General features: G+C 60.8%; 24 protein-coding genes. 10 read left to right on the forward strand and 14 right to left on the reverse strand.

Going from position 1 to position 24,631, the window contains the following annotated elements; genetic code table 11:
- Positions 1-25: 25 nt before the first annotated feature.
- The 5 genes from HBJ59_RS05015 to HBJ59_RS05035 all read left to right on the forward strand — a co-directional run bounded on the left by HBJ59_RS05015 (position 26) and on the right by HBJ59_RS05035 (position 3,526).
- The gene (locus tag HBJ59_RS05015; RefSeq protein ID WP_026078000.1) at positions 26-1,519 is read left to right on the forward strand and encodes an RNA polymerase factor sigma-54; all 1,494 of its coding nucleotides are present in this window, start codon (positions 26-28) and stop codon (positions 1,517-1,519) included.
- Positions 1,520-1,594: 75 nt separating this feature from the next.
- Positions 1,595-1,900, forward strand: a complete 306-nt coding sequence (gene hpf / locus HBJ59_RS05020; protein WP_017477729.1) for a ribosome hibernation-promoting factor, HPF/YfiA family — start codon at positions 1,595-1,597, stop codon at positions 1,898-1,900.
- A 12-nt stretch (positions 1,901-1,912) separates the two neighbouring features.
- Positions 1,913-2,377, forward strand: coding sequence for a PTS IIA-like nitrogen regulatory protein PtsN (ptsN, locus tag HBJ59_RS05025; RefSeq protein WP_017477730.1), 465 nt, complete (start codon positions 1,913-1,915; stop codon positions 2,375-2,377).
- A 2-nt stretch (positions 2,378-2,379) separates the two neighbouring features.
- Complete coding sequence (rapZ, locus tag HBJ59_RS05030; protein WP_027604814.1) at positions 2,380-3,237, forward strand: RNase adapter RapZ; 858 nt, start codon at positions 2,380-2,382, stop codon at positions 3,235-3,237.
- A gap of 16 nt (positions 3,238-3,253) precedes the next feature.
- Positions 3,254-3,526: an HPr family phosphocarrier protein gene (locus tag HBJ59_RS05035; protein ID WP_017138240.1), complete on the forward strand. Its 273-nt coding sequence runs from the start codon at positions 3,254-3,256 to the stop codon at positions 3,524-3,526.
- A gap of 38 nt (positions 3,527-3,564) precedes the next feature.
- Here HBJ59_RS05035 and HBJ59_RS05040 read toward each other — a convergent pair whose 3' ends face one another.
- From HBJ59_RS05040 to pmbA, 6 genes are all read right to left on the reverse strand, one after another.
- The gene (locus tag HBJ59_RS05040; RefSeq protein ID WP_167662897.1) at positions 3,565-4,458 is read right to left on the reverse strand and encodes a ZIP family metal transporter; all 894 of its coding nucleotides are present in this window, start codon (positions 4,456-4,458) and stop codon (positions 3,565-3,567) included.
- Positions 4,459-4,489: 31 nt separating this feature from the next.
- Positions 4,490-5,101 (reverse strand): superoxide dismutase, encoded by a 612-nt coding sequence (locus HBJ59_RS05045; RefSeq protein ID WP_076014428.1) that lies wholly within the window; start codon positions 5,099-5,101, stop codon positions 4,490-4,492.
- Position 5,102: 1 nt separating this feature from the next.
- Entirely contained in the window at positions 5,103-5,546 is a 444-nt protein-coding gene (locus HBJ59_RS05050) for a hypothetical protein (RefSeq protein WP_063027153.1), read from the reverse strand.
- A 27-nt stretch (positions 5,547-5,573) separates the two neighbouring features.
- On the reverse strand, positions 5,574-6,950 hold the full coding sequence (locus tag HBJ59_RS05055; protein WP_167662898.1) for an aspartate ammonia-lyase: 1,377 nt from the start codon (positions 6,948-6,950) through the stop codon (positions 5,574-5,576).
- Positions 6,943-7,338 (reverse strand): FagA protein, encoded by a 396-nt coding sequence (locus HBJ59_RS05060; protein ID WP_167662899.1) that lies wholly within the window; start codon positions 7,336-7,338, stop codon positions 6,943-6,945. Before HBJ59_RS05060 ends, HBJ59_RS05055 begins: the two co-directional genes overlap by 8 nt.
- A gap of 149 nt (positions 7,339-7,487) precedes the next feature.
- Positions 7,488-8,834 (reverse strand): metalloprotease PmbA, encoded by a 1,347-nt coding sequence (gene pmbA / locus HBJ59_RS05065; RefSeq protein ID WP_076014431.1) that lies wholly within the window; start codon positions 8,832-8,834, stop codon positions 7,488-7,490.
- A gap of 108 nt (positions 8,835-8,942) precedes the next feature.
- On the opposite strand from pmbA, the gene yjgA reads away from it, so the two are divergent.
- Positions 8,943-9,464 (forward strand): ribosome biogenesis factor YjgA, encoded by a 522-nt coding sequence (gene yjgA / locus HBJ59_RS05070; protein ID WP_003216092.1) that lies wholly within the window; start codon positions 8,943-8,945, stop codon positions 9,462-9,464.
- 45 nt (positions 9,465-9,509) lie between these two features.
- On the opposite strand, the gene tldD is transcribed toward yjgA, so the two are convergent.
- The 8 genes from tldD to mreB form a co-directional block, all read right to left on the reverse strand.
- A complete protein-coding gene (gene tldD / locus HBJ59_RS05075; RefSeq protein ID WP_010170608.1) occupies positions 9,510-10,952 on the reverse strand; it encodes a metalloprotease TldD in 1,443 nt (480 codons plus the stop codon).
- Positions 10,953-10,968: 16 nt separating this feature from the next.
- Positions 10,969-11,817 carry a carbon-nitrogen hydrolase family protein gene (locus tag HBJ59_RS05080; RefSeq protein ID WP_008437218.1) on the reverse strand — a complete coding sequence of 283 codons (849 nt, stop codon included), beginning with the start codon at positions 11,815-11,817 and terminating at the stop codon, positions 10,969-10,971.
- A gap of 48 nt (positions 11,818-11,865) precedes the next feature.
- On the reverse strand, positions 11,866-15,681 hold the full coding sequence (locus HBJ59_RS05085; RefSeq protein WP_167662900.1) for a YhdP family protein: 3,816 nt from the start codon (positions 15,679-15,681) through the stop codon (positions 11,866-11,868).
- 76 nt (positions 15,682-15,757) lie between these two features.
- On the reverse strand, positions 15,758-17,215 hold the full coding sequence (rng, locus tag HBJ59_RS05090) for a ribonuclease G (RefSeq protein ID WP_076014435.1): 1,458 nt from the start codon (positions 17,213-17,215) through the stop codon (positions 15,758-15,760).
- 70 nt (positions 17,216-17,285) lie between these two features.
- A complete protein-coding gene (locus HBJ59_RS05095; protein ID WP_167662901.1) occupies positions 17,286-17,882 on the reverse strand; it encodes a nucleoside triphosphate pyrophosphatase in 597 nt (198 codons plus the stop codon).
- 50 nt (positions 17,883-17,932) lie between these two features.
- Positions 17,933-18,421: a rod shape-determining protein MreD gene (mreD, locus tag HBJ59_RS05100; RefSeq protein ID WP_167662902.1), complete on the reverse strand. Its 489-nt coding sequence runs from the start codon at positions 18,419-18,421 to the stop codon at positions 17,933-17,935.
- Positions 18,421-19,530: a rod shape-determining protein MreC gene (gene mreC, locus HBJ59_RS05105; protein WP_167663431.1), complete on the reverse strand. Its 1,110-nt coding sequence runs from the start codon at positions 19,528-19,530 to the stop codon at positions 18,421-18,423. The genes mreD and mreC overlap by 1 nt, the downstream gene beginning before the upstream one ends.
- A 140-nt stretch (positions 19,531-19,670) precedes the next feature.
- Positions 19,671-20,708 (reverse strand): rod shape-determining protein MreB, encoded by a 1,038-nt coding sequence (gene mreB / locus HBJ59_RS05110; RefSeq protein WP_002555108.1) that lies wholly within the window; start codon positions 20,706-20,708, stop codon positions 19,671-19,673.
- Positions 20,709-20,918: 210 nt separating this feature from the next.
- On the opposite strand from mreB, the gene gatC reads away from it, so the two are divergent.
- From gatC to HBJ59_RS05130, 4 genes are all read left to right on the forward strand, one after another.
- A complete protein-coding gene (gene gatC, locus HBJ59_RS05115; protein ID WP_003216077.1) occupies positions 20,919-21,206 on the forward strand; it encodes an Asp-tRNA(Asn)/Glu-tRNA(Gln) amidotransferase subunit GatC in 288 nt (95 codons plus the stop codon).
- Positions 21,207-21,222: 16 nt separating this feature from the next.
- Positions 21,223-22,674, forward strand: coding sequence for an Asp-tRNA(Asn)/Glu-tRNA(Gln) amidotransferase subunit GatA (gatA, locus tag HBJ59_RS05120; protein ID WP_076014438.1), 1,452 nt, complete (start codon positions 21,223-21,225; stop codon positions 22,672-22,674).
- A gap of 10 nt (positions 22,675-22,684) precedes the next feature.
- Positions 22,685-24,130: an Asp-tRNA(Asn)/Glu-tRNA(Gln) amidotransferase subunit GatB gene (gatB, locus tag HBJ59_RS05125; RefSeq protein WP_076014439.1), complete on the forward strand. Its 1,446-nt coding sequence runs from the start codon at positions 22,685-22,687 to the stop codon at positions 24,128-24,130.
- Positions 24,131-24,259: 129 nt separating this feature from the next.
- Positions 24,260-24,631, forward strand: a complete 372-nt coding sequence (locus tag HBJ59_RS05130; protein ID WP_076014440.1) for a septal ring lytic transglycosylase RlpA family protein — start codon at positions 24,260-24,262, stop codon at positions 24,629-24,631.

The raw sequence follows: 24,631 nt of genomic DNA on the forward strand, positions 1-24,631 counted from the left end.
GCGAATAAGGTGTTAAGCCCCTGCCATGAAACCATCGCTAGTCCTGAGAATGGGCCAGCAGCTGACGATGACACCTCAGCTGCAACAGGCCATCCGCCTGCTCCAATTGTCGACCCTGGACCTGCAACAGGAAATCCAGGAGGCCCTGGAGTCCAATCCGATGCTCGAACGCCAGGAAGAAGGCGACGACTTCGATAATGCAGACCCGCTGGCCGACAACATCGAGCAAAAACCCAATCCCGACGTACAGGAACCCTCCTACCAGGAAACCGCCCCCACGGTGGATAACCTTGAGGAAGGCGAATGGAACGAACGCATTCCCAACGAGCTTCCCGTGGACACCGCCTGGGAAGACGTCTACCAGACCAGCGCCAGCAGCCTGCCGAGCAACGATGATGACGAGTGGGATTTCACCACCCGCACGTCCGCCGGCGAGAGCCTGCAGAGCCATTTGCTCTGGCAACTGAACCTGGCCCCGATGTCCGACACCGATCGCCTGATCGCCGTGACCCTGATCGATTGCATCAACAATCAGGGCTACCTGGACGAGACCCTTGAGGAGATCCTCGAGGCCTTCGACCCGGAACTGGACATCGAACTGGACGAAATCGAAGCCGTCCTGCACCGCATCCAGCAATTCGAGCCAGCCGGCATCGGCGCACGCACCCTCAGCGAGTGCCTGTTGCTGCAACTGCGCCAATTGCCGGCCAAGACCCCTTGGCTCGCCGAAGCGCAGCGCCTGGTTACCGACTACATCGACCTGCTGGGAAGCCGCGACTATAGCCAGCTGATGCGCCGCATGAAGCTCAAGGAAGATGACCTGCGCCAGATCATCGAGCTGGTGCAGAGCCTCAACCCGCGCCCGGGCTCGCAGATCGAGTCCAGCGAAGCCGAATACGTCGTGCCCGACGTCATCGTGCGCAAGGACAACGAACGCTGGTTGGTGGAGTTGAACCAGGAATCGGTGCCGCGCCTGCGGGTCAACCCGCAATACGCAGGTTTTGTACGCCGCGCCGACACCAGCGCCGACAACACCTTCATGCGCAACCAATTGCAGGAAGCCCGCTGGTTCATCAAGAGCCTGCAAAGCCGCAACGAAACCCTGATGAAAGTCGCCACCCAGATCGTCGAGCACCAGCGCGGCTTCCTGGAATACGGCGATGAAGCGATGAAGCCGCTGGTACTGCACGACATCGCCGAGGCGGTGGGCATGCACGAATCAACGATTTCCCGGGTGACCACGCAAAAATTCATGCATACCCCACGGGGTATTTATGAGCTGAAATACTTTTTCTCCAGCCACGTCAGCACCTCCGAAGGCGGCGAATGCTCGTCCACGGCGATCCGCGCGATCATCAAAAAACTGGTTGCCGCGGAAAATCAGAAAAAGCCGTTGAGTGACAGCAAGATCGCTGGTTTACTGGAGGCACAAGGCATTCAGGTCGCCCGTCGAACCGTCGCCAAGTACCGCGAGTCCCTTGGGATCGCGCCTTCCAGCGAGCGTAAACGTTTGATGTGACGGGCGGGCCATAGCGTTCCAGTGGCGGGTATTCCTACCCGTCGCTTTATGCACTGGCAACGAAGGAGAAGCTGTATGCAAGTCAACATCAGTGGACACCATGTAGAAGTCACCCCTCCATTGCGCGAATACGTCGAGCTGAAGCTGAGGAAGCTTGAGGGCCATTTCGACAAGATCACCAACGTGCAGGTCATCATGAAGGTCGACAAGCTTCAGCAGAAAATCGAAGCGACACTTCAGATACCTGGTGGCGAAGTGGTCGCCAATGCCGAACATGAAGACATGTATGCATCAATCGACTTGCTCACAGACAAGCTTGACCGCCAACTTAAAAAGCATAAGGAAAAGCAGCAGAGCCTTCTTCAAGGCACTGGCCGCTAACACTCCCCACCCATGATCCGACTTGAAACCATCCTGACCCCCGGCCGTTCCCTCGTGAACGTGCCGGGCGGCAGTAAAAAGCGCGCCCTCGAACAAATTGCCAACCTGATCGGCCGCGAAGTGCCCGAAATGGATACGCAAGCTGTGTACGAGGCCCTGATTGCCCGTGAAAAGCTCGGCTCGACCGGCTTTGGCAATGGCATCGCCATTCCTCACTGCCGCCTGCAAGGCTGTGAGTCTCCAGTCAGCGCCCTGCTGCACCTGGACGCCCCTATCGATTTCGACGCCATCGACGGCGCCCCGGTTGACCTGCTGTTTGTACTGCTGGTCCCGCAAGCCGCCACCGATGCGCACCTGGAACTGCTTCGGCAGATCGCCAGCATGCTCGACCGCAAAGAAGTACGCGACAAACTGCGCAGTGCCCCCAGCAATGAGGCGCTCTATCAGGTTGTCCTGGATGAACAAAACGGGCAGTAATCATGCGTTTGATCATCGTCAGCGGCCGTTCCGGCTCAGGTAAAAGCACGGCTCTCAATGTCCTTGAGGACAACGGCTTCTATTGCATCGACAACCTGCCCGCTGGCCTGCTGCCGGAACTGGCGGAACGCGCACTGATTCACACTGAGCTGGCGCAACCGCTGGTCGCCGTATCGATCGACGCCCGCAACCTGCCCAGCCACCTCACCCGCTTCCCGGAGCTGCTCGAAGAAGTGCGGGCCAAGCACATTCATTGTGATGTGCTGTACCTGGACGCCGATGAAGAGACGCTGCTCAAGCGCTTCTCCGAAACCCGTCGACGCCACCCGCTGAGCAGCCCGCATCGTTCGCTGGCCGAAGCCATTGAGGACGAGACCAAGCTGCTGGGGCCGATCATTGACCTGGCCGACCTCAAGATCAACACCACCAGCCTGAACCTGTATCAACTGCGCGATGCGATCAAGCTGCGCCTGCTGAATCAGCCGGAGCCGGGCACCGCGTTTCTGGTGGAGTCGTTTGGCTTCAAGCGCGGCATGCCGGTGGATGCGGACCTGGTGTTTGATGTGCGCTGCCTGCCCAACCCGTACTGGAAGCCGGAACTGCGCGATCAGTCCGGGCTGGACCAACCGGTGGCCGATTACCTGGCGGCGCAACCGGATGTGGAAGAAATGTTCCAGGACATCTCCAGCTACCTGCTCAAGTGGCTGCCGCGTTTTGCGGCGAGCAATCGGGCTTATGTCACCATCGCCATTGGCTGCACCGGCGGCCACCACCGTTCCGTCTACCTGACCGAACGCCTGGGCCAGGTGCTGCAACAAACCCTCAAGAACGTCCAGGTTCGCCACCGCGACCTCAGCTGAAAGGAACACCTCCGCGATGCCCGCTCTGGAAATTGAAATCATCAACAAGCTGGGCCTGCACGCCCGGGCCTCGGCCAAGTTCGTCGGCGTCGCCGGGCAGTTCCCTTGCCAGATTCGCGCGGGACGCACCCCCGAATCCATGGTCGACGGCAAAAGCATCATGGCCATGATGATGCTGGCTGCGGGCAAGGGCACGAAGATTCATCTGAAGACAGAAGGCGAGCAAGAGCAGGAAGCGATGGATGCGCTGGTGAAACTGATAAATAACTACTTCGACGAAGGCGAGTAAACCCGCCTTGATGTGACCGAGTGAAGCCGGATGCGGCTTCACCCCAACGCTGTATCCATCACCATCATCAAGCAGAACCCGATACACAGCCCCAAGCTGGCGAGTTTGTCATGGCCATTGCGCCGCGACTCGGGAATGACTTCGTGAGTCACCACCAGCAGCATCGCCCCGGCCGCCAGTGCCAGCCCCAACGGCAACAGCACCTCCGCCAGGCTTACCAGCCAGGCACACAGCACCGCAAACACCGGCTCTACCAAGCCTGACGCCGCGCCGATCAGGAACGCCTTGACCCGCGACATCCCCGCGCCGGCCAACACCAACGCAATCACCAGACCTTCCGGCACATCCTGCAAGGCAATGCCCATGGCCAAGCTGTCAGCGTCAGGCATACCACCGCCCGCCGAGACCCCCACCGCCATGCCTTCGGGAATGTTGTGGGCAATGATGGCGAACACAAAGAGCCAGATGCGCGGTGGTATCACCGGATGCTCCGGACTGCCCACCAGCATTTCCGGGCTGGCGCCAGAGACCTTGCGATCCACCAGATACAACCCGAATGCGCCCAGCATGATGCCGAAACTGATCAAGCCGCTGGCAGCCCAAGGCGTCAGCCCCAGGCTTTCAGCCGACGCGATACCCGGCACGATCAGCGAAAACGCGGTCGCCGCCAGCATCACCCCGGCACCGAAACCGAGCAGCGTGTCATTCACCGCCAATGGCATCCGGCGAATCACCAGTACCGGCACGGCGCCCAAGGCGGTGCCAAGCGCGCAAATCGCACCACCTTGCAAGGCCCGCAGGATGCGGGGTTCCAGGTCCAGCCAGGCCAGCCCTTGGGCCACCAGCAATGCAATTCCTGCCAATAGCAGCAGCGAGCCAAACGCATAGCGAAACATTCGCACGCTGCTGATCGCCAGTGTTTCAGTGCCCATAGTCGGCCTTAGATCTTGTTATAGAGGAGTTTCAGCCCAGCGCAGCCTGGTAGCGTCCGGCAACTTCAGGCCAATTGATAACGCTGTAGAACGCATTGATGTATTCCGGGCGGCGGTTTTGATACAGCAGGTAATAAGCGTGCTCCCAGACGTCCAGGCCGAGGATTGGCGTGTTGCCGTTCATCAGCGGGCTGTCCTGGTTGCCGCTGCTTTCCACCACCAAGGTCTTTTGCGGGGTAACGCTCAACCACGCCCAGCCACTGCCGAAACGGGTCAAGGCGGCTTTGGTGAACGCCTCTTTGAAGGCGTCGAAACCACCCAACTGCTCGTCGATGGCTTTGCCCAGCGCACCGTCAGGTTTGCCGCCGCCCTTGGGCGACATAACGGCCCAGAACAACGAATGGTTGGCGTGACCGCCACCCTGGTTGATCACCGCCGCCCGGAGTTTTTCCGGCAATTGCTGCACGCTGGACACCAGCTTCTCCACCGGCCAACCGGCAAACTCGGTGCCTTCGACAGCCGCGTTGAGGTTGTTGATGTAGGTCTGGTGGTGCTTGGTGTAGTGAATCTCCATGGTTTGCGCGTCGATATGCGGTTCAAGGGCATCGTAGGCGTAAGGCAGGGCCGGCAAGGTGTAGGACATATCAATGAGCTCCATAAAAAGGGCTGTTGCGGGTCGACGCATCCGATGGCGCCACGTTGCTGCCCAGCAGCCGGTGGGTACGCGGGTACTCACCGTGATCGCTGATGAAATTCAGCAGCTCGACGTAGGTCTTGCTGCTCTGGCGCAGGGCCGCTTCCCGCAATTGCGGGTTCAGGCGAGTGTCCTGCATCGTCTGCAACAAGCGCTGGTGAATGGCGCAGAGGTATTCCGCGCTTTCTTCCGGCTGGTTCAGGCGCAGGTGCAGATCTGCCAGGTTGTGATGAGATATGACGCAAGCCGCCACCGCTTCGTCGGCGTCCGCCCAGCGCTCAAACAACACTTGAGCCAGGGCCAGGGCTTGCAGATAGGCCTCGCGGGCATCTACCAGCTCGCCCGCCATAAAGCAGCGATTGGCCCGTTCGATCGTGCGTTTCCAGTGCTCCATGGTGAACCTCCAAAGCAGGGTCGGTGATTACACGCCGCCGGCCGTGAGCTTTTCCGGATCCAGCAGGATTTCCAGTTGGCTGCGGGGCAAGTCGGTGTGTTCGAGCGCCACGTCAATCACCGGGCGGCCTTGTTGGTAGGCCTTCTTGGCGATTTCGGCAGCCTTTTGGTAACCGATGATCGGGTTGAGTGCGGTCACCAGGATCGGGTTGCGTGACAGCGCTTCCTTGAGCTTGGCTTCGTTGACCTTGAAGCTGGCAATGGCCTTGTCGGCCAGCAGGCGGCTGGAGTTGGCCAGCAATTCCAGGCTGCTGAGCAGGTTCTGGGCAATGATCGGCAGCATCACGTTGAGTTCGAAGTTGCCGGACTGGCCGGCGATGGTGATCACCGTGTCATTGCCGATGACTTGTGCGGCAACCATGGCGGTGGCTTCCGGGATCACCGGATTGACCTTGCCGGGCATGATCGAGGAGCCCGGTTGCAGTCCTTCCAGCTCGATTTCACCGAGACCGGCTAATGGGCCGGAGTTCATCCAGCGCAGGTCGTTGGCGATTTTCATCAAGGACACGGCGGTGGTCTTGAGCTGCCCGGAGACCGCGACGGCGGTGTCCTGGGAGCCAATCAGGGCAAACAGATTCTTGCCTGGTGTGAACTGGACCCGGGTCAAACTGCTCAGTTGCTGGCTGAAGCGCGCCGCAAACTCCGGATGCGCATTGATCCCGGTGCCGACGGCAGTGCCACCCTGGGCCAGCGCCTGCAAACTTGGCAGCAGGTCTTGCAGATGGCCGATATTGGCCTTGAGCTGTTGGGCCCAGCCGTTGAGCACCTGGCTCATGCGCACCGGCATGGCGTCCATCAGGTGAGTGCGCCCGGTCTTGACGAAGCGGTGCACCTCTTCAGCCTTGTGTTCGATCACCTGTACCAGGTGCAGCAGTGCCGGGAGGGTTTGCTCATGCAACACCAGCGCCGCGCTGACGTGAATGGTGGTCGGGATGATGTCGTTGCTGCTCTGGCCGCAGTTGACGTGATCGTTGGGGTTGACCGGCTCCCCCAGCAAGCGGCTGGCGAGGGTCGCAATCACTTCGTTGGCGTTCATGTTGGAACTGGTGCCAGAGCCGGTCTGGAAGATATCCACCGGGAAGTGCTGCATGAAGTCACCTTCCAGCAAGCCTTGGGCAGCATCGACGATGGCCTTGCCTTGGGCTTCGCTCAGTTGTTTCAGCTCAACGTTAGCCTTGGCCGCCGCAGCCTTGGCCAGGATCAGCGCACGAATGAACTGCGCCGGCATGCGCTGGTGGCTGATGGGAAAGTTGTTCACCGCACGCTGGGTTTGCGCGCCATACAAGGCCTCGGCGGGCACTTGCAGTTCGCCCATGCTGTCACGTTCGATACGGGTGTTACTCATCGGAAGATCCTTGCACCAAGTCGGAGTGAGAAATGGATGGAAGCAACTCGCAGGTCGCCAATTGCCAGGCAAAGCTCTGCCAGCGCTTGAGGCGGCAGGCACAGTGGGACAGTTTTTCCAGGTCACGCAACGGGCGCCAGGCCTGGTCCAGGCACATGGACCGCCATTGCCAGGGCAAGGCGATGTCGGAGGCGGTGTCGAGCAGCAGGCGGAATGAGGTTTCGCCGATAGTCCACGGGTGGGTCGCGGTGCAACAGGCGAGGTACCGGCCTTCGGCCAGATAATGTTCGATCAGGCGGGGCTCGTCGGGATCAAGGCCGCAGCGAATCTGACGACTCATCCAACGCCAGCTTTCCAGGTAGGGATCCTCATGCAGGACAGAACTCATGATCCACACTCACTCGGTAATGATATTTATTATTAAATGATATTGAGAATCAAAACAAGAGCCTGAGCAAATCCCTCGGAATTCCAGGCACAAAAAAAGGCACGTCATCCAGTGGATGGCGCGCCTTTTTTACAGCGTCTTTCGGCGGGTTAGCTGCCGGCGACGGTCATCTTCTCGATCAACACCGAACCGGTGCGGATGTTGCTGCGCAGTTCGAGGTCATTACCCACCGCGACAATCTGCTTGAACATGTCGCGCATATTGCCGGCGATGGTCACTTCCTGCACTGCGAACTGAATCTCGCCGTTTTCTACCCAGAAACCCGCCGCGCCACGGGAATAGTCGCCCGTAACCATGTTCAAGCCGTGGCCCATCAACTCGGTGACCAGCAAGCCACGCCCCATGCGCCGCAGCAGCGCCGCCTGGTCTTCATCGCCATGGGTGATGAACAGGTTGTGCACGCCGCCCGAGTTGGCGGTGCTTGGCAGGCCGAGCTTGCGACCGGCGTAGGTGCCCAGCACGTAGGACACCAGCTCACCGTTCTCGACGAACGGCTTGGCATAGGTCGCCAGGCCATCACCGTCAAACGACGAGCTGCCCATGGCGCGCATCAGGTGCGGGCGCTCATCGATGGTCAGCCATTCCGGGAACAGCTTCTGGCCAATCGCACCCTCGAGGAACGACGACTTGCGGTACAGGTTGCCGCCGGAAATCGCCCCCAGGAAACTGCCGAACAAACCGCCGGCCAGTTCCGCCGAGAACAACACCGGCACTTCACAGGTCGGTACCGGGCGTGCGCCGAGGCGGCTGGCAGCACGTTGCGCGGCACGCTGGCCGATACTCACCGGGTCCGCCAGCAAATCGCCCTGGCGGTTCACGTCGTACCAGTAATCACGCTGCATCTGGCCATTGGCTTCGGCAATCATCACGCAGCTCAGGCTGTGACGCGTCGAGGCATAACCGCCGATGAAGCCGTGGCTGTTGCCATACACGCGGCAACCCTGATGGGTGCTCAAGGTGGTGCCATCGGCATTTTTGATCCGGCTGTCGGCATCAAATGCCGCCGCTTCACAGGTCAGTGCCTGCTCAATCGCCTGCTCCGGGGTGATGTCCCAGGCATGAAACAGGTCAAAATCCTTCAAGTCCCGAGCCATCAGCGCTGCATCTGCCAGGCCCGAGCTTTCATCTTCAGACGTGTGCTTGGCAATCGCCAGTGCTGCAGCGACGGTTTCGCGAATCGCTTCCGGGCCACTGGCGGAGGTGCTGGCCGAGCCTTTGCGCTGGCCCACGTACAAGGTGATGCCAAACCCCTGGTCGCGGTTGAACTCAACGGTTTCCACTTCCCGCTGGCGTACCGATGTCGACAACCCCTGCTCCAGGGACACCGCCACTTCACAGGCACTGGCCCCCTGGCGCTTGGCCTCGGCAATGATCTGCTCGACTTGTTCCTGCAGTGCCGGTAACGCTTGCGGACCGACGCTTTGGGTTGCACTCATGGTTTTCTCCACTCAAATTCTGCTTTCGGTTAAGGCCTTCTAGCGACCGGGCCGGACAAGCGGCCCCCGACTGGTTATCATGGCGGCGTTTCTTTGCGGACTGCCACCATGGTTGATTCTTACGACGACTCCCTCGATGGGGAGAAAAGCAAATCTCAGGTCAAACGCGAGCTGCATGCTCTGGTTGACCTTGGCGAGCGCCTTACAACACTCAAGCCTGACTTGTGTGCAAAACTGCCATTGACCGACGCCCTGCGCCGGGCTCTGAACGATGCGCCCAAGCACACCGCGAATATCGCGCGTAAACGGCACCTCATGTTTATCGGCAAACTGATGCGCGACCAGGACACTGACGCCATTCTGACTTTGCTCGATCAACTCGATGCCTCCACTCGCCAGTACAACGAGCGTTTCCATAACCTGGAACGCTGGCGTGATCGCTTAATCGCCGGCGATGACGCGGTACTGGAGAAGTTCGTCATCGAGTACCCGGATGCCGATCGCCAACAATTGCGCTCCCTGATCCGTCAGGCCCAGCACGAACTGGCGCAAAGCAAGCCACCGGCCTCCAGCCGAAAAATCTTCAAATACATCCGTGAGCTGGACGATAGTCAACGCGGCCTGCGCTGACCCTCTTCCCCGGGTGGCGACCTTCGCCACCCGAAGCTCCCGTTCTTACGACCCCGTGCCACCCACGGTGATCGCATCAATTTTCAAGGTTGGCTGGCCGACACCCACCGGCACCGACTGGCCATCTTTCCCGCACGTCCCCACACCGCTGTCCAGCGACAGGTCGTTACCGACCATCGACACCTTGCTCATGGCTTCAGGGCCGTTGCCAATCAACGTTGCCCCTTTGACCGGCGCAGTAATCTTGCCGTCTTCGATCAAGTACGCCTCGCTGGTGGAAAACACGAACTTGCCGCTGGTGATGTCCACCTGCCCACCACCGAGGTTGGCGCAGTAGATACCGCGTTTCACCGAGGCGATGATTTCGGCCGGGTCGCTTTCGCCACCGAGCATGTACGTATTAGTCATGCGCGGCATTGGCAGGTGCGCGTAGGACTCGCGACGACCGTTACCGGTGCGGGCCACGCCCATCAGGCGGGCGTTGAGCTTGTCTTGCATGTAGCCCTTGAGCACACCGTTTTCGATCAGTGTGGTGCACTCGGTCGGGGTGCCTTCGTCATCGACGCTCAACGAACCACGACGCCCGGCCAGGGTGCCGTCATCGACGATGGTGCAGAGCTTGGACGCAACCATCTCGCCCATGCGCCCGCTGTAGGCGGAACTGCCCTTGCGGTTGAAGTCACCTTCCAGGCCGTGGCCCACGGCTTCATGCAGCAGCACGCCGGACCAGCCGGACCCCAGCACCACCGGCAACGTACCGGCCGGCGCGGGGATCGCTTCCAGGTTAACCAGCGCCTGGCGCAGCGCTTCACGGGCATAACCCATGGCGCGGTCTTCGGTGAGGAAATAACGGTAGTCGGTACGCCCGCCGCCGCCATGGCCACCGCGCTCGCGGCGGCCGTTCTGTTCAACGATCACGCTGACATTGAAACGCACCAGCGGCCGCACATCCGCCGCCAGGCCGCCATCGGTGGAGGCCACGAGAATGCGTTCCCACACGCCGGCCATGCTTACGGTGACTTGCTGGATACGCGGGTCCAAGGCGCGGGTCGCGGCGTCTACACGCTTGAGCAGCTCGACCTTTTCGGCGCGGCTGATCACTTCCAGAGGGTTATCCGGCGCATACAACTGGGCCACGTCCTGGGTGCTGAACGCCTGCACCGTACCGTTTTGGCCGGCGCGGGAGATCGAACGCGCCGCGCGAGCCGCCAGGCCCAGGGCTTCAAGGGTGATGGCGTTGCTGTAGGCAAAACCGGTTTTTTCACCGGACTGCGCACGCACGCCCACACCTTGGTCGAGGTTGAAACTGCCTTCCTTGACGATCCCGTCTTCCAGGGCCCAGGACTCGGAAATCTGCCCCTGGAAATACAGGTCGGCAGCATCGATGCCTGGCCCGGCCAGATCACCGAGGACCGTTTGCAAGCTTTCGATGGTCACGCCACCGGGCGCCAGGAGATGTTCACTGACTGAGGACAACAACTCGCTCATAGGTTTGGCCTTAAATTCATCGTTCTGAAGCAGGTCGCTGCGCGCCCTGCGAGAAAAAGCGCCGGTGGCCCGCCACCGGCATGCGCGTCCGTATCGACGCCTGTTCACTGCTATCGCGCTCGGCCAACAACACCGCTTCGCCTTGATCCTGTTGTGCCAGCACGCGCCCCCAAGGGTCGATGATCGCTGCATGCCCGAAGGTTTCCCGGGGCCCCGGATGCACGCCACCCTGGGCGGCCGCCAGCAGGTAGCACTGGGTCTCAATGGCCCGGGCACGGATCAGCACGTCCCAGTGCGCAGCCCCCGTTACCGCCGTAAAGGCCGAGGGCGCGGTGATCAGTTCGGCACCCGCCGCGCGCAATTCGCTGTACAGCTCCGGGAAGCGCAAGTCGTAACACACTGTCAGCCCCAGACGGCCGACTGGCGTATCCGCCACCACCACCTGGCTACCATGAGCATAGTCATCGGATTCACGATAACGACCCCGGGCATCGGCCACGTCGACATCAAACAGGTGCAGCTTGTCGTAACGGGCAACGATTTCGCCCTGATCATCGATCAGCAACGAGCAGGCATTGGACTTGGCGTTGGGTTGATCCTTTGGAGGCAGCGGCAAAGTGCCGGCCACTATCCATAAGGTGAGGTCGCGGGCGGTCTGTTTCAACCATGGCAGGATAGGACCTTCGCCCAAGGCCTCGGCGCGACCGATATCGGCCACATCGCGACGGCCCATGGCGGCGAAGTTTTCCGGGAGTACCGCAAGCCTTGCACCACCCGCCGCCGCTTGCTCCAGCAGGCGCCGGGCCTGGGCCAAGTTGGCCAGCACATCGCTTTGGCTGACCATTTGGATTACCGCAAAGGACATGGGCCTACACTCCAGAAAAGGCATGAGGCCATGCTACTCCACAGGTACTCAGTTTGGCTTTTCAAATGGCTTGTCGAAGCTGATTTTCGGGTCCTTCCACGGGCCTTCTACCTTGTACTGCACGCTGGCGAAACGCGAAACACGGTCGCCAATCAGCTTGTCGATCAGGAACAGCGCACCGCCAATGGCCGGCGCGCCGACGATCAGCGCGGCAATCGGCAGGTTGTTGGTGACCGGCAGCGTCACCAGCAGCTTGGCATCGACACGATCAGCCACCAGGTCCAGGGTGCCGTTGATCTCGAGGTTGCTCGACGGGCCGGTCATGGTGATCGGCTCACGGGTCACAAACACGCCATTACTGGCCGCCAGCAAGCCCTTGACCCGGTCATAACTCAAGCCTTTGCCGAGCAAGTCCGAGAAGTCCAGGCGCAGCCGACGACCGATGGAGTTGAAGTTCAGCAAGCCAAACACCCGCAGCGCCTGGGCGCCGCCATCCACTTCGACGAATTGGCCTTTGCGAAAGCTTGCGTCCAGGCTGCCGGAGAAGCGTTTTGGACCGACCCAGGCCGGCGAGCCTGGCCAGCGGCCGTCCACGTCCACATGAAACTCTTCACTGGTCACGCTCGGTGCAAACCCCCAGCCCTTGAGCACGTCCCCAATGTTCTTGCCGTCCAGGCGGCCCTTGTACCAGCTGTTGCTGGCCCCGGGAGCGCCCTCCCAACCGCCGGCGCCCTGGAGCAACATGCCCTTGAGGCCCAGATTGAGGCTGTTGAATGCCATGCCTTTGGCCGTCGGCCGCACTTTCAACGACCAGGCACCCACCAGGTCTGGCCCCTGGAACAACTGGTTGATCGCGATATCCAGTGCCGGAATATCCTTGGGATCAACATCAGCCAACGGGTCTGGCGCATTTTCGTCCGCCTGCACCGTCGGATCCACCGCAGGCAATTTTACGTACTGCAAGTTGATCGCAATCGGCGCGCCCTTGGCGTCCGGTAACCCCACGGTGCCCTTGGCCTGCTGGCTGTCGAACTGCAAGCCCCAGGCGGCGGGTTTGCGATCCAGCTGTAGGTTGACCTGATCAAACTGGGTGCCGAAGCCGGTCAGCTTGCCGACCTTGAAGTCAGCCCCGCTCAACAGCTGCTTGGCACTGCCACCCGGATCGTTACCGGCGTAGCGGTCCACGAGTTTTTTCCAGGGATCGATATCCAGCTCCGACAACACACCGCGGATACGCAGGCCCTTGCCCGCCGGTAACACCGCAGCGCCGTCCCCCAGGAATAGCTCGCCACGGCCATCGGCAAAACTGTCAGCCGGAGCGGCGAAGGTGAAGCTGCCCAGCTCGCCATAATCGAACCAGTAACGGCGCTCCTTACCCTGCAAGGTCATGCGGAACACACTGTCACGGCCCTGGCTCGCCGGCATGCCGAACGGTGCCGGCAGGTCCACGGCCACGCCCTTGAGGTTGGAGCTGACCATCAACTGGCTGTCGGCGCCGTCGAGGTTGAGCTGCAACTGGTAGGGGATATCACCGGACACCGGCAACGGCTGGCTGACCTTCAGCCAGTCAGTCAGGCGCTTGACGGTCACCTGCCCTTTGGCAGTGACACGGGTGTTGAGATCGCCTTGCTTGCCATCGGCAAAAATCTGCGCGGTGATGGGACGATCAAAGGCCTGGGCGCTGATGTTCTGGCCACTCAGCCCCTTGACGCTGTCGAAGCGGAAGTCACCCTTGAGCTGGGTCAGGTCCAATGTCGGCTCAGCCAGTTGCAGGCGCGCCTTGTCGGTCTTGAAGTCCACCACAATCTTGGGATCGGTGCCCTTGGCCAGGGGAACATCCAGGTCCAGCTTGCCTTGCAGATCGCCCTCGCCTTTCCAGCCGGCAAAGGTCGAAGCGGTACCAATCGGTGCTTCCTGAAGGATTTTCAGGCCATCGCCCAGGCCGCCGGCAAAGTTGCCAGTGAGCAGCAGGTGACTGTCCTTGCCTTCCGGCGCATGGGGAATGTTGACGTAGATGTCGTTGACCTTGGTATCGAGTAACTGCCCCTTGCTGGCCAGGATGCGCACGCCGCTCTCCTCGACAAACACTTCACCCTTGACCTTGCTGACGTGCGGCCAGCCCGGCTGGAACGCCAGCTCGGCATCATGCACCTTGAAGAACAGGCTGATATTGCGTGAGGCGGGCAGCGCATCGTGATTCAGCGAGCCTTGGTACTGGAAGAAGCCCTCGTCCACCGCGCCCTTGAGGATCGCGGTGCGCAGCCACTCATCGAGTGCCGGGCTCAATACGGCCGGGAGGTATTTGGGGGTAAAGCGGCCATCGCCATCGACCATACCAACCCGCAGGTCCATGTAGTCTTCCTGGCTATGGTCGAAATGCAGGCGAATCAGGAAGTCGGCTGCAACTTTGCCCTCCTCCCCCAGCACCTTGATGTATGGCGCGATGAGGGTGAAGCCTTCTTTATCCAGCTTCCACGTCAGGCGGGCATTGGCCTGGATGTATTGCCAGGGCTTGGCGAAAATCGGAAACAGGTGCAAGGAGAAATCCTTGCTGTCCATACGCAACTCACCCTTGCCCAGGTCACCGCTGATGCTGCCGCTGACATTGCGCGCGGCCGGTGCGCCGAAGTACGCATCAAAGCCGATACGGTCGAGGTTGGCTGCAAAGCTCACGCGCTGGTCGGTGGTGTCTTGGGGACGGTAATCCAGCAGCACGTTACGCAGCGTACCGGTGGCCTTCAGATGATCCAGCGTGGTGGCCACAGCTTCCGGCAAGGGTGCCAAGGCGTGCAGCAATGGCGTGATCGGCGTCAGGTCGAGGCGATCGGCCTGCAGGTTCCAGACTTCCTGGGCCTTGTCGGTCGCCAGGGTTTGCTGCAGCTGCAGGCGCGATTCCCAGCGGGTGTCGCCGAGGCTCATCGCCAGCGAGTCAAACAGCACCTTGAGGCCGCTGTCACTGCGTTGCAGGTACGCGGTAAGCGCCAGGTTCTCGATGTGCGTCGGCTTGCGATCGGCATAGCTGCCCGTGAGTTGCGGGGCGTTGAGGCGCACGGCAGCACTTTGCACGGTGCCCTTGGCCCAGGTCAGCCAGAATTCGCCGCCTGCCTTGAATTCGGTGAGTTTCCATTGTTGGGTCAGGCTCGCCGGGATCCATTTTGCCCAGTCACTCTGGGGCAAGCTCAGGTAGGCCTGGGCTTCGCCGTCCTTCCACTGGCTGGCGCGGATTCGGGTCTGCAGGTTCAGCGCCAGGGGCTGGCCGTCGGGCAGGGTCAAGCGCGCATCCAGACGCTGGCGGTTGGCGCCGGTCTGCAGGCTCACGCCGACATAGGTCAAGGTCAGTGGCGCCTGGTCGAATGGCTGCAGCGTCACCTGGCTGTCGAGCAGTGAAACCTGCCCGACCATTTGCATGCGCGTCAGCAGTTGTTCGGGATCAAGCGGCTGGTCGTCCTGCACCGGCAGACCTTGCAGCGCCCAATGGCCGTCCTTGTCTTCCTTCACGCTGACTTGCAGGCCGCTGACTTCCAGGTGGGCAATGCGCACTTCGCGCGCGAGCAGGCTGGCCCAGATATCCGGCACCACTTGTACCTGGTCCAGGCGCAGGGCGCTGGCGCCCTCGCCGACCATCACGTCGTGAGCCATCAATACCGGGGCAAAGCCGCTCCAGCGCCCTTCCAGGCTGCCGATGCTCAGGGGCATATCCAGCGCTGTGCGAGCCTTGGCTTCGATTTCGCCACGGTACTCCGCCACCAGCGGCGTCAATTCACGGCCAAGGCTCACGTACACCGCTGCCAATACCAGCAGCAAGGCGCACAGGCCGAGGCCCCAGCGGGTCAATGCGGCAAAAAAGCGTATCAGACGCTCCATGTCAGGCGACCCTCAAAGGCAATAGTCGGACGGCAGATCAAGGTCTGCCCGTCTCGTTGATAAGAGCTAACGCGAATCAGAGCAGCACCACGTCATATTGTTCCTGTGAATACATGGTTTCGACCTGGAAGCGAATAGTGCGCCCGATAAACCCCTCCAGCTCGGCCACGTTGCCGGACTCTTCATCCAGCAAGCGGTCGACCACCTTCTGGTTAGCCAGAACTCTATAGCCCACGGCCTGATAGGCGCGTGCCTCCCGTAAGATTTCCCGGAAAATCTCGTAGCAAACCGTTTCCGGAGTCTTCAACTTGCCGCGCCCCTGGCAACTGCTGCACGGCTCGCACAGCACTTGCTCCAGGCTTTCGCGGGTGCGCTTGCGGGTCATCTGCACCAGGCCCAGCTCGGTAATACCGATGATGTTGGTCTTGGCGTGATCGCGCTCCAGTTGCTTCTCAAGGGTACGCAACACCTGGCGCTGGTGCTCTTCGTCTTCCATGTCGATGAAGTCGATGATGATGATCCCGCCCAGGTTGCGCAGGCGCAGTTGGCGGGCAATCGCAGTGGCCGCTTCGAGGTTGGTCTTGAAGATGGTTTCTTCGAGGTTGCGATGGCCCACAAAGGCACCGGTATTCACGTCGATAGTGCTCATGGCTTCCGCCGGGTCCACCACCAGGTAGCCACCGGACTTGAGCGGCACTTTGCGCTCGAGGGCTTTCTGGATTTCGTCTTCGACGCCATACAGGTCGAAAATCGGCCGCTCGCCCGGGTAGTGCTCCAGGCGATCAGCGATTTCCGGCATCAATTCGGCAACAAATTGCGTGGTGCGCTGGAAGGTTTCCCGCGAGTCGATGCGAATTTTCTCAATCTTTGGGCTGACCAGATCGCGCAAGGTGCGCAGGGCCAGACCGAGGTCTTCGTAGATCACGCTGGGTGCGCCGATGGTCTTGATCTGCGCGCCGATCTGGTCCCAGAGGCGACGCAGGTAGCGGATGTCCATGAGAATTTCGTCGGCACCCGCGCCTTCAGCGGCGGTACGCAGGATAAAGCCACCGGCCTCCTTGATGCCTTCCAGCGCCACGCAATCGCTGACCACCTTTTTCAGGCGCTCGCGCTCGGCTTCGTCTTCGATTTTCAGGGAAATGCCAACGTGGGCAGTACGCGGCATGTACACCAGGTAGCGCGAAGGGATCGACAGTTGCGTGGTCAGCCGCGCGCCTTTGGAGCCAATCGGGTCCTTGGTGACTTGCACCACCAGGCTCTGCCCTTCATGCACCAGGGCGCTGATGCTTTCAACCGCCGGGCCTTCGCGCAGGGAGATTTCCGAAGCGTGGATAAACGCGGCACGGTCCAGGCCGATGTCAACGAAAGCCGCCTGCATCCCCGGCAACACACGCACGACCTTGCCTTTATAGATATTGCCGACGATCCCGCGCTTTTGGGTGCGCTCGACGTGCACTTCTTGCAGAACACCGTTCTCTACCACCGCCACGCGCGATTCCATCGGCGTGATATTGATCAGAATCTCTTCACTCATGGCTGGGTCTCGTTCAGGCGTTTTCACAATAGTGACCGATCGCTTAAGGCTTGGCGCTGGAATAAGGCATTTAGCGCACGGTAAGGTTTTGCCAACAGGGTATGCCGAATTGGCCCAGCAGTTCTGCGGTTTCGCAGACCGGCAGGCCAACAACGGCGGAGTAGCTGCCATTGAGCCCGGCGACGAACACCGCCGCCAAGCCCTGGATAGCATAGCCGCCCGCTTTGTCCTGGGGTTCGCCGCTGTGCCAATAAGTGGTGGCTTCATCCGCTGAAATTTTGCGAAACCGCACACGACTGCTGACCAGCTGCGTTTCGCAACGCTGGCCGTCAATCAGGGCGATGGCGGTAAGCACTTCATGTTCACGATCAGAAAGGGCCAGCAACATGGCCAGGGCATCGGCTTGGTCCAGGGGCTTGCCGAGGATTTGGCCGTCGAGGATTACCGCCGTATCAGCGCCAAGCACGCAGACCCCAGTGGCTTCGGCCAGAGCCGCGCGACCGGCCACAGCCTTGCCGCGCGCCAGGCGTTCTACGTAGGACGCGGGCGATTCATGTGTGAGGGGAGTTTCATCAATGGCAGCGCTGACGACGGTGAACGGCACGCCGATCTGTGTCAGCAATTCACGTCGCCTCGGGGAGCCCGAGGCCAGGTAAAGCGAATTCATGCAGACTCTCCCTGTAGGGTTCGATAACCAGGCAGAGCCTCGCGATCCATTCAATTGATTTTGTAGCGACGACGCAACCCACGCAGGCCAAAACTGATCCAGGGCCACAACAGCGCACTGACCAGCGCCGGCAATACGAGCGCCAGGGTCGGCTGGCGATTGCCGGTCAAGGCGCTGAGCCACAGCTGTACCAACTGCGCCAGGCCGAAGATCACCAGAATCACCAGGCATTGCTGCCACATCGGGAACATGCGCAGGCGCTGCTGCAGCGACAGCACGAGGAAGGTAATCAGGGTCAGGATCAGCGCGTTCTGCCCGAGCAAAGTGCCGTACAGCACATCTTCCATCAGCCCCAGGCACATGGCCGTGACCATCCCGACCTTGTGCGGCAGCGCCAGGGCCCAGAACGCCAGCAACAAGGCGAGCCACAACGGACGCAGGATTTCCATGAATTGCGGCAGCGGCGAAACGCTGAGCAGCAAGCCGATGGCAAAGGTCAGCCAGACAATCCAGCCGTTACGCGAATGAGTACTGGCCATTATTCTTCCCTCTGCCGAGTGGTTGCCGGGGCCGCTGCCGGTGGTTTGGTGGCGGCGGGCGGTTTGGCAGCGGCAGGTGTTGCAGCCGCAGGCTTGGCTGGGCGTGCGCTATGGGCCACAGGCTTGACCGGAGTCGCGACCGGGGTTGCCGGGGCTGCCGGAACCACTGCCGGGGCGGCGGGTGCAGCCGGCTTTGGCACCGTCGCGGGAATGATCGGCGCCGTGCCGTTTTGCTTGTCTTCCGCTTCCTGGGCCTGAGCGGCTTCGTTGGCGCGCTCTTCCGGGGTGCGGGTGTCGCTGAACACCAGCAGCAGGTAACGGCTGCGGTTCAATGCAGCCGTCGGCACGGCACGCACGATAGCGAACGGCTGGCCGGAATCGTGGATCACTTCCTTGACCGTCGCTACCGGATAGCCCGCAGGGAAACGCTGACCCAGGCCGGAACTCACCAACAGGTCGCCTTCCTTGATGTCGGCGGTGTCTGCCACGTGACGCAGCTCCAGGCGTTCCGGGTTACCCGTACCGCTGGCAATCGCCCGCAGGCCGTTGCGGTTAACTTGCACCGGAATGCTGTGGGTGGTGTCGGTCAGCAACAGGACGCGGGAGGTGTATGGCATCAACTCCACCACCTGGCCCATCAAGCCACGGGCATCGAGCACCGGCTGGCCAAGGACCACGCCGTCGCGCTCACCCTTGTTGATGATGATGCGATGGGTGAAGGGGTTCGGGTCCATGCCGATCAACTCGGCCACTTCGACCTTCTCGTTGACCAGCGCGGAGGAATTGAGCAACTCGCGCAGCCGAACGTTCTGCTCGGTGAGGGCCGCCAGCTTTTGCATGCGCCCCTGCAACAGCAGGTTTTCGGTCTTGAGTTTTTCGTTCTCGGCCACCAGTTCGGTACGGCTGCCAAATTGGCTGGCCACACCCTGATAGAGACGCTGCGGCAGGTCGGTGATCCAGTAAGTCTGCATCAGGACCAGCGACATCTGGCTACGCACTGGCTTGAGCAGTGTGAAGCGGGCATCGACCACCATCAGCGCAACCGATAGCACGACCAGCACCAACAGGCGCACGCCCAATGAGGGGCCTTTGGAAAAAAGCGGTTTAATAAGCCGCTCCTCCCAGGCAAATGTTTTCTTTATTCATACGGCATCAAACCGGCCTGGATGCAGATTGAAGAAGATAAACGCCAACAGGCAGCACTGCAAAGTGCTGCCTGTGAGCGAAACATGGGCAACCCAGCAAACGCTTATTCGCTGGAGAGCAGGTCCATGGTGTGTTTATCCATCATTTCCAGTGCACGGCCACCGCCACGGGCGACGCAGGTCAGCGGGTCTTCAGCGACGATCACTGGCAGACCGGTTTCCTGGGCCAGCAACTTGTCGAGGTCGCGCAGCAAGGCGCCACCACCGGTCAGTACCAGGCCACGCTCGGCGATATCGGAAGCCAGTTCCGGAGGCGATTGCTCCAGGGCGCTCTTCACAGCCTGAACGATGGTGGCCAGGGACTCTTGCAGAGCTTCCAGCACTTCATTGGAGTTCAGGGTGAAGGCACGTGGAACGCCTTCGGCCAGGTTGCGACCGCGAACATCAACTTCGCGAACTTCGCCGCCCGGGTAAGCGGTACCGATTTCCTGCTTGATGCGCTCGGCGGTGGATTCGCCGATCAGGCTGCCGTAGTTACGACGCACGTAGGTGATGATCGCTTCGTCGAAGCGGTCGCCGCCAACCCGTACGGATTCGGCATACACCACACCATTGAGGGAAATCAGGGCGATTTCAGTGGTACCACCACCGATATCCACCACCATCGAACCGCGCGCTTCTTCAACCGGCAGGCCGGCACCGATCGCAGCCGCCATTGGCTCTTCGATCAGGAACACTTCACGGGCACCGGCGCCAAGGGCCGATTCACGGATGGCACGACGCTCCACCTGGGTGGACTTGCACGGAACGCAGATCAGCACACGAGGGCTGGGCTGCAGAAAGCTGTTTTCGTGAACCTTGTTGATAAAGTACTGCAGCATCTTCTCGCAGACGCTGAAGTCGGCAATCACGCCATCCTTCATCGGACGAATGGCAGCGATGTTGCCCGGTGTTCGGCCAAGCATGCGCTTGGCCTCGGTGCCAACGGCAACGACACTTTTCTGATTACCATGGGTCCGAATGGCCACAACCGATGGCTCATTCAGAACGATACCGCGCTCGCGCACGTAAATAAGGGTGTTGGCAGTGCCCAGGTCGATGGAAAGATCGCTGGAAAACATGCCACGCAGTTTCTTGAACATGGGAAAGGGACCCTAGGCAACGCGTGGGTAAAAAAGTGCGGCAAACTCTAACAACGACAGGGATTTTGGGCAAGGCGCCAATGTGCTAAATTGGCCGACTTTCTGTGCACCAACCCCCACAATCGCGGCCATATGACCGTAGAAATGCGGTAGTGTTCCTACAATCTAACACACGGATAGCTTCCGTTCTGTTTTCCACTGGAGAATCCCATGGCGCTTGAACGCTCCGACGTGGAAAAAATCGCTCATTTGGCCTGCCTGGGCCTCAATGAAGCCGATCTTCCACAGACCACCGCAGCCCTGAACAGCATTCTCGGGCTGGTCGACCAAATGCAAGCCGTGAATACCGACGGCATCGAGCCCCTGGCTCACCCGCTGGAAGCCAGCCAGCGCCTGCGCGCCGACGTCGTGACCGAGCGCAATAATCGCGAGGCCTACCAGTCCATCGCGCCAGCGGTCGAAAACGGCCTGTACCTGGTTCCGAAAGTCATCGACTAAAGGGAAAGAGCCTGCAATGCATCAATTGACTCTGGCCGAGATCGCCCGCGGTCTCGCCGACAAAAAGTTTTCTTCCGAAGAGCTGACCAAGACCCTGCTGGCGCGTATCGCCGAGCTGGACCCCAAGGTCAACAGCTTCATCAGCATCACCGAAGAGCTGGCCCTGAGCCAGGCCAAGGCCGCCGACGCACGTCGCGCCAACGGTGAGAACGGCGCCCTGTTGGGTGCGCCGATTGCCCACAAAGACCTGTTCTGCACCCAGGGCATTCGCACCAGCTGCGGCTCGAAGATGCTCGACAATTTCAAGGCGCCCTACGACGCCACCGTGGTCGCCAAGCTGGCTGCTGCCGGGGCTGTGACCCTGGGCAAGACCAACATGGACGAATTCGCCATGGGCTCGGCCAACGAGTCGAGCCACTACGGCGCGGTGAAAAACCCGTGGAACCTTGAGCACGTGCCAGGCGGTTCGTCCGGTGGTTCGGCAGCAGCGGTTGCCGCTCGTCTGTTACCTGCCGCCACGGCCACCGACACCGGCGGTTCGATCCGCCAACCGGCCGCGTTCACCAACCTCACCGGTTTGAAACCGACCTACGGTCGCGTTTCCCGCTGGGGCATGATTGCCTACGCTTCCAGTCTCGACCAGGGCGGCCCTCTGGCTCGCACCGCTGAAGACTGCGCAATTTTGTTACAAGGCATGGCAGGCTTCGATACGCAGGATTCCACCAGCATCGATGAACCTGTGCCGGACTACAGCGCCAGCCTGAATACCTCGATCAAAGGCCTGCGCATCGGCGTGCCGAAAGAGTACTTCAGCGCCGGCCTCGACCCGCGCATCGCCGAACTGGTGCACAACAGCGTCAAGGAGCTGGAAAAGCTCGGCGCCGTGATCAAGGAAATCAGCCTGCCGAACAACCAGCACGCGATTCCTGCCTACTACGTGATCGCCCCGGCAGAAGCGTCCTCCAACCTGTCGCGATTCGACGGCGTGCGTTTCGGTTACCGCTGCGAAAACCCGAAAGACCTCACCGACCTTTATAAGCGCTCCCGAGGCGAAGGTTTCGGCGTGGAAGTACAACGCCGGATCATGGTCGGTGCCTACGCCCTGTCGGCGGGTTACTACGACGCGTACTACCTCAAGGCGCAAAAGATCCGTCGCCTGATCAAGAACGACTTCATGGCAGCCTTTAATGAAGTCGACGTGATCCTCGGCCCAACCACGCCGAACCCGGCCTGGAAGATCGGTGCCAAGACCGGCGACCCGATCGCCGAGTACCTGGAAGACCTGTACACCATCACCGCCAACCTCGCCGGTCTGCCGGGCTTGTCCATGCCTGCTGGCTTTGTCGACGGTTTGCCGGTGGGCGTGCAACTGCTCGCCCCGTATTTCCAGGAAGGCCGCCTGCTCAATGTGGCGCACCAGTACCAGTTGAACACTGACTGGCACACTCGCACCCCTACCGGCTTCTGAGGAGAACACTATGCAATGGGAAGTCGTGATCGGGCTGGAGATTCATACCCAGCTCGCCACCCAATCGAAGATTTTCTCCGGTAGCGCCACCACGTTCGGCTCCGAGCCCAACACCCAGGCCAGCCTGGTAGACCTGGGCATGCCCGGCGTACTGCCGGTGCTGAACCAGGAAGCGGTGCGCATGGCGGTGATGTTCGGCCTCGCCATCGATGCCGAGATCGGCCAGCACAACGTGTTTGCCCGCAAGAACTACTTCTACCCGGACCTGCCCAAGGGCTACCAGATCAGCCAGATGGAATTGCCGATCGTTGGCAAGGGCTACCTGGACATCCCGCTGGAAGACGGCACCATCAAACGTGTCGGCGTGACCCGTGCGCACCTGGAAGAAGATGCCGGCAAGAGCCTGCATGAGGAATTCAACGGCGCCACCGGCATCGACCTGAACCGCGCCGGTACTCCGCTGCTGGAGATTGTTTCCGAGCCGGACATGCGCAGTGCCAAGGAAGCCGTGGCCTACGTCAAGACGATCCACGCGCTGGTGCGCTACCTCGGCATCTGCGACGGCAACATGGCCGAAGGCTCGCTGCGTTGCGACTGCAACGTGTCGGTGCGGCCAAAAGGCCAGGTCGAGTACGGCACCCGCTGCGAGATCAAGAACGTCAACTCGTTCCGTTTCATCGAGAAGGCGATCAACACCGAAGTGCGTCGCCAGATCGAACTGATCGAAGACGGCGGCAAGGTGATCCAGCAGACTCGCCTGTACGACCCGAACAAAGACGAAACCCGCGCCATGCGCAGCAAGGAGGAAGCCAACGACTACCGTTACTTCCCCGATCCGGACCTGTTGCCGGTAGTCATCGAGGACTCGTTCCTGGCTGACGTACGCGCCACGCTGCCGGAACTGCCGCCGCAAAAACGCGAGCGTTTCCAGGAGCAGTTCGGTCTTTCGGTGTACGACGCAAGCGTGCTGGCGTCGAGCCGCGAGCAAGCCAACTACTTCGAAAAAGTCGTGAGCATCGCCGGCGACGCCAAACTGGCGGCCAACTGGGTGATGGTTGAGCTGGGCAGCCTGTTGAACAAACAGGGCCTGGAAATCGACGAGGCACCGGTATCGGCCGAGCAATTGGGCGGCATGTTGCTGCGGATCAAGGACACCACCATCTCCGGCAAAATCGCCAAGACCGTGTTTGAAGCCATGGCCGCAGGCGAAGGCAACGCTGACGAGATCATCGAAAAGCGCGGCCTGAAGCAAGTCACCGACAGCGGCGCGATTTCGGCAGTGCTCGACGAGATGCTGGCGGCCAACGCCGAGCAGGTTGAACAATACCGTGCGGCGGATGAGGCCAAGCGCGGCAAGATGTTCGGCTTCTTTGTCGGCCAGGCGATGAAAGCCTCCAAAGGCAAGGCCAACCCGCAACAGGTCAACGAACTGCTGAAAAGCAAACTCGAAGGCTGATCCAATGATCGTTCCCACGCTCCGCGTGGGAACGCCTCACAGGACGCTCTGCGTCCGCTTTTGTGACGCGGAGCGTCATCGGCTGCATTCCCACGCAGAGCGTGGGAACGATCATCGGGGACACCTTGAATGAAGCGTCTACTCGGCCTGTTGGCCCTGTTCTCTCTGCTCGCCGGCTGCGCCAGCGGCCTCATCGACCCCAACGGCTACGACGAAACCGGCACCGCTTCCTACTACGGCGCCAAACACCACGGCAACCGTACTGCCAGCGGTGAACCGTTCAACCAGAATGCCTTGACCGCCGCCCATCGTCGCCTGCCCTTCGGCACGCAAGTGAGGGTCACCAACCTCGACAACAACAGAAGCGTCGTTGTCCGCATCAACGATCGCGGCCCGCACACCCGTGGACGTCTGATCGACCTTTCACGCAAAGCCGCCGCACAGCTGGGTATGATAAGCAGCGGCACCGCACGTGTTCGCGTGCAAGCCCTCAGCAACTGA

It is taken from the genome of Pseudomonas sp. AN3A02, assembly GCF_011765255.1.
Taxonomy (GTDB): domain Bacteria; phylum Pseudomonadota; class Gammaproteobacteria; order Pseudomonadales; family Pseudomonadaceae; genus Aquipseudomonas.

Excerpts from the sequence above, each read along its gene's own strand:
- HBJ59_RS05015 (WP_026078000.1), top strand. The coding sequence starts at position 26 with ATGAAACCATCGCTAGTCCTGAGAATGGGCCAGCAGCTGACGATGACA.
- hpf (WP_017477729.1), top strand. The coding sequence starts at position 1,595 with ATGCAAGTCAACATCAGTGGACACCATGTAGAAGTCACCCCTCCATTG.
- ptsN (WP_017477730.1), top strand. The coding sequence starts at position 1,913 with ATGATCCGACTTGAAACCATCCTGACCCCCGGCCGTTCCCTCGTGAAC.
- rapZ (WP_027604814.1), top strand. The coding sequence starts at position 2,380 with ATGCGTTTGATCATCGTCAGCGGCCGTTCCGGCTCAGGTAAAAGCACG.
- HBJ59_RS05035 (WP_017138240.1), top strand. The coding sequence starts at position 3,254 with ATGCCCGCTCTGGAAATTGAAATCATCAACAAGCTGGGCCTGCACGCC.
- HBJ59_RS05040 (WP_167662897.1), bottom strand. The coding sequence starts at position 4,458 with ATGGGCACTGAAACACTGGCGATCAGCAGCGTGCGAATGTTTCGCTAT.
- HBJ59_RS05045 (WP_076014428.1), bottom strand. The coding sequence starts at position 5,101 with ATGTCCTACACCTTGCCGGCCCTGCCTTACGCCTACGATGCCCTTGAA.
- HBJ59_RS05050 (WP_063027153.1), bottom strand. The coding sequence starts at position 5,546 with ATGGAGCACTGGAAACGCACGATCGAACGGGCCAATCGCTGCTTTATG.
- HBJ59_RS05055 (WP_167662898.1), bottom strand. The coding sequence starts at position 6,950 with ATGAGTAACACCCGTATCGAACGTGACAGCATGGGCGAACTGCAAGTG.
- HBJ59_RS05060 (WP_167662899.1), bottom strand. The coding sequence starts at position 7,338 with ATGAGTTCTGTCCTGCATGAGGATCCCTACCTGGAAAGCTGGCGTTGG.
- pmbA (WP_076014431.1), bottom strand. The coding sequence starts at position 8,834 with ATGAGTGCAACCCAAAGCGTCGGTCCGCAAGCGTTACCGGCACTGCAG.
- yjgA (WP_003216092.1), top strand. The coding sequence starts at position 8,943 with ATGGTTGATTCTTACGACGACTCCCTCGATGGGGAGAAAAGCAAATCT.
- tldD (WP_010170608.1), bottom strand. The coding sequence starts at position 10,952 with ATGAGCGAGTTGTTGTCCTCAGTCAGTGAACATCTCCTGGCGCCCGGT.
- HBJ59_RS05080 (WP_008437218.1), bottom strand. The coding sequence starts at position 11,817 with ATGTCCTTTGCGGTAATCCAAATGGTCAGCCAAAGCGATGTGCTGGCC.
- HBJ59_RS05085 (WP_167662900.1), bottom strand. The coding sequence starts at position 15,681 with ATGGAGCGTCTGATACGCTTTTTTGCCGCATTGACCCGCTGGGGCCTC.
- rng (WP_076014435.1), bottom strand. The coding sequence starts at position 17,215 with ATGAGTGAAGAGATTCTGATCAATATCACGCCGATGGAATCGCGCGTG.
- HBJ59_RS05095 (WP_167662901.1), bottom strand. The coding sequence starts at position 17,882 with ATGAATTCGCTTTACCTGGCCTCGGGCTCCCCGAGGCGACGTGAATTG.
- mreD (WP_167662902.1), bottom strand. The coding sequence starts at position 18,421 with ATGGCCAGTACTCATTCGCGTAACGGCTGGATTGTCTGGCTGACCTTT.
- mreB (WP_002555108.1), bottom strand. The coding sequence starts at position 20,708 with ATGTTCAAGAAACTGCGTGGCATGTTTTCCAGCGATCTTTCCATCGAC.
- gatC (WP_003216077.1), top strand. The coding sequence starts at position 20,919 with ATGGCGCTTGAACGCTCCGACGTGGAAAAAATCGCTCATTTGGCCTGC.
- gatA (WP_076014438.1), top strand. The coding sequence starts at position 21,223 with ATGCATCAATTGACTCTGGCCGAGATCGCCCGCGGTCTCGCCGACAAA.
- gatB (WP_076014439.1), top strand. The coding sequence starts at position 22,685 with ATGCAATGGGAAGTCGTGATCGGGCTGGAGATTCATACCCAGCTCGCC.
- HBJ59_RS05130 (WP_076014440.1), top strand. The coding sequence starts at position 24,260 with ATGAAGCGTCTACTCGGCCTGTTGGCCCTGTTCTCTCTGCTCGCCGGC.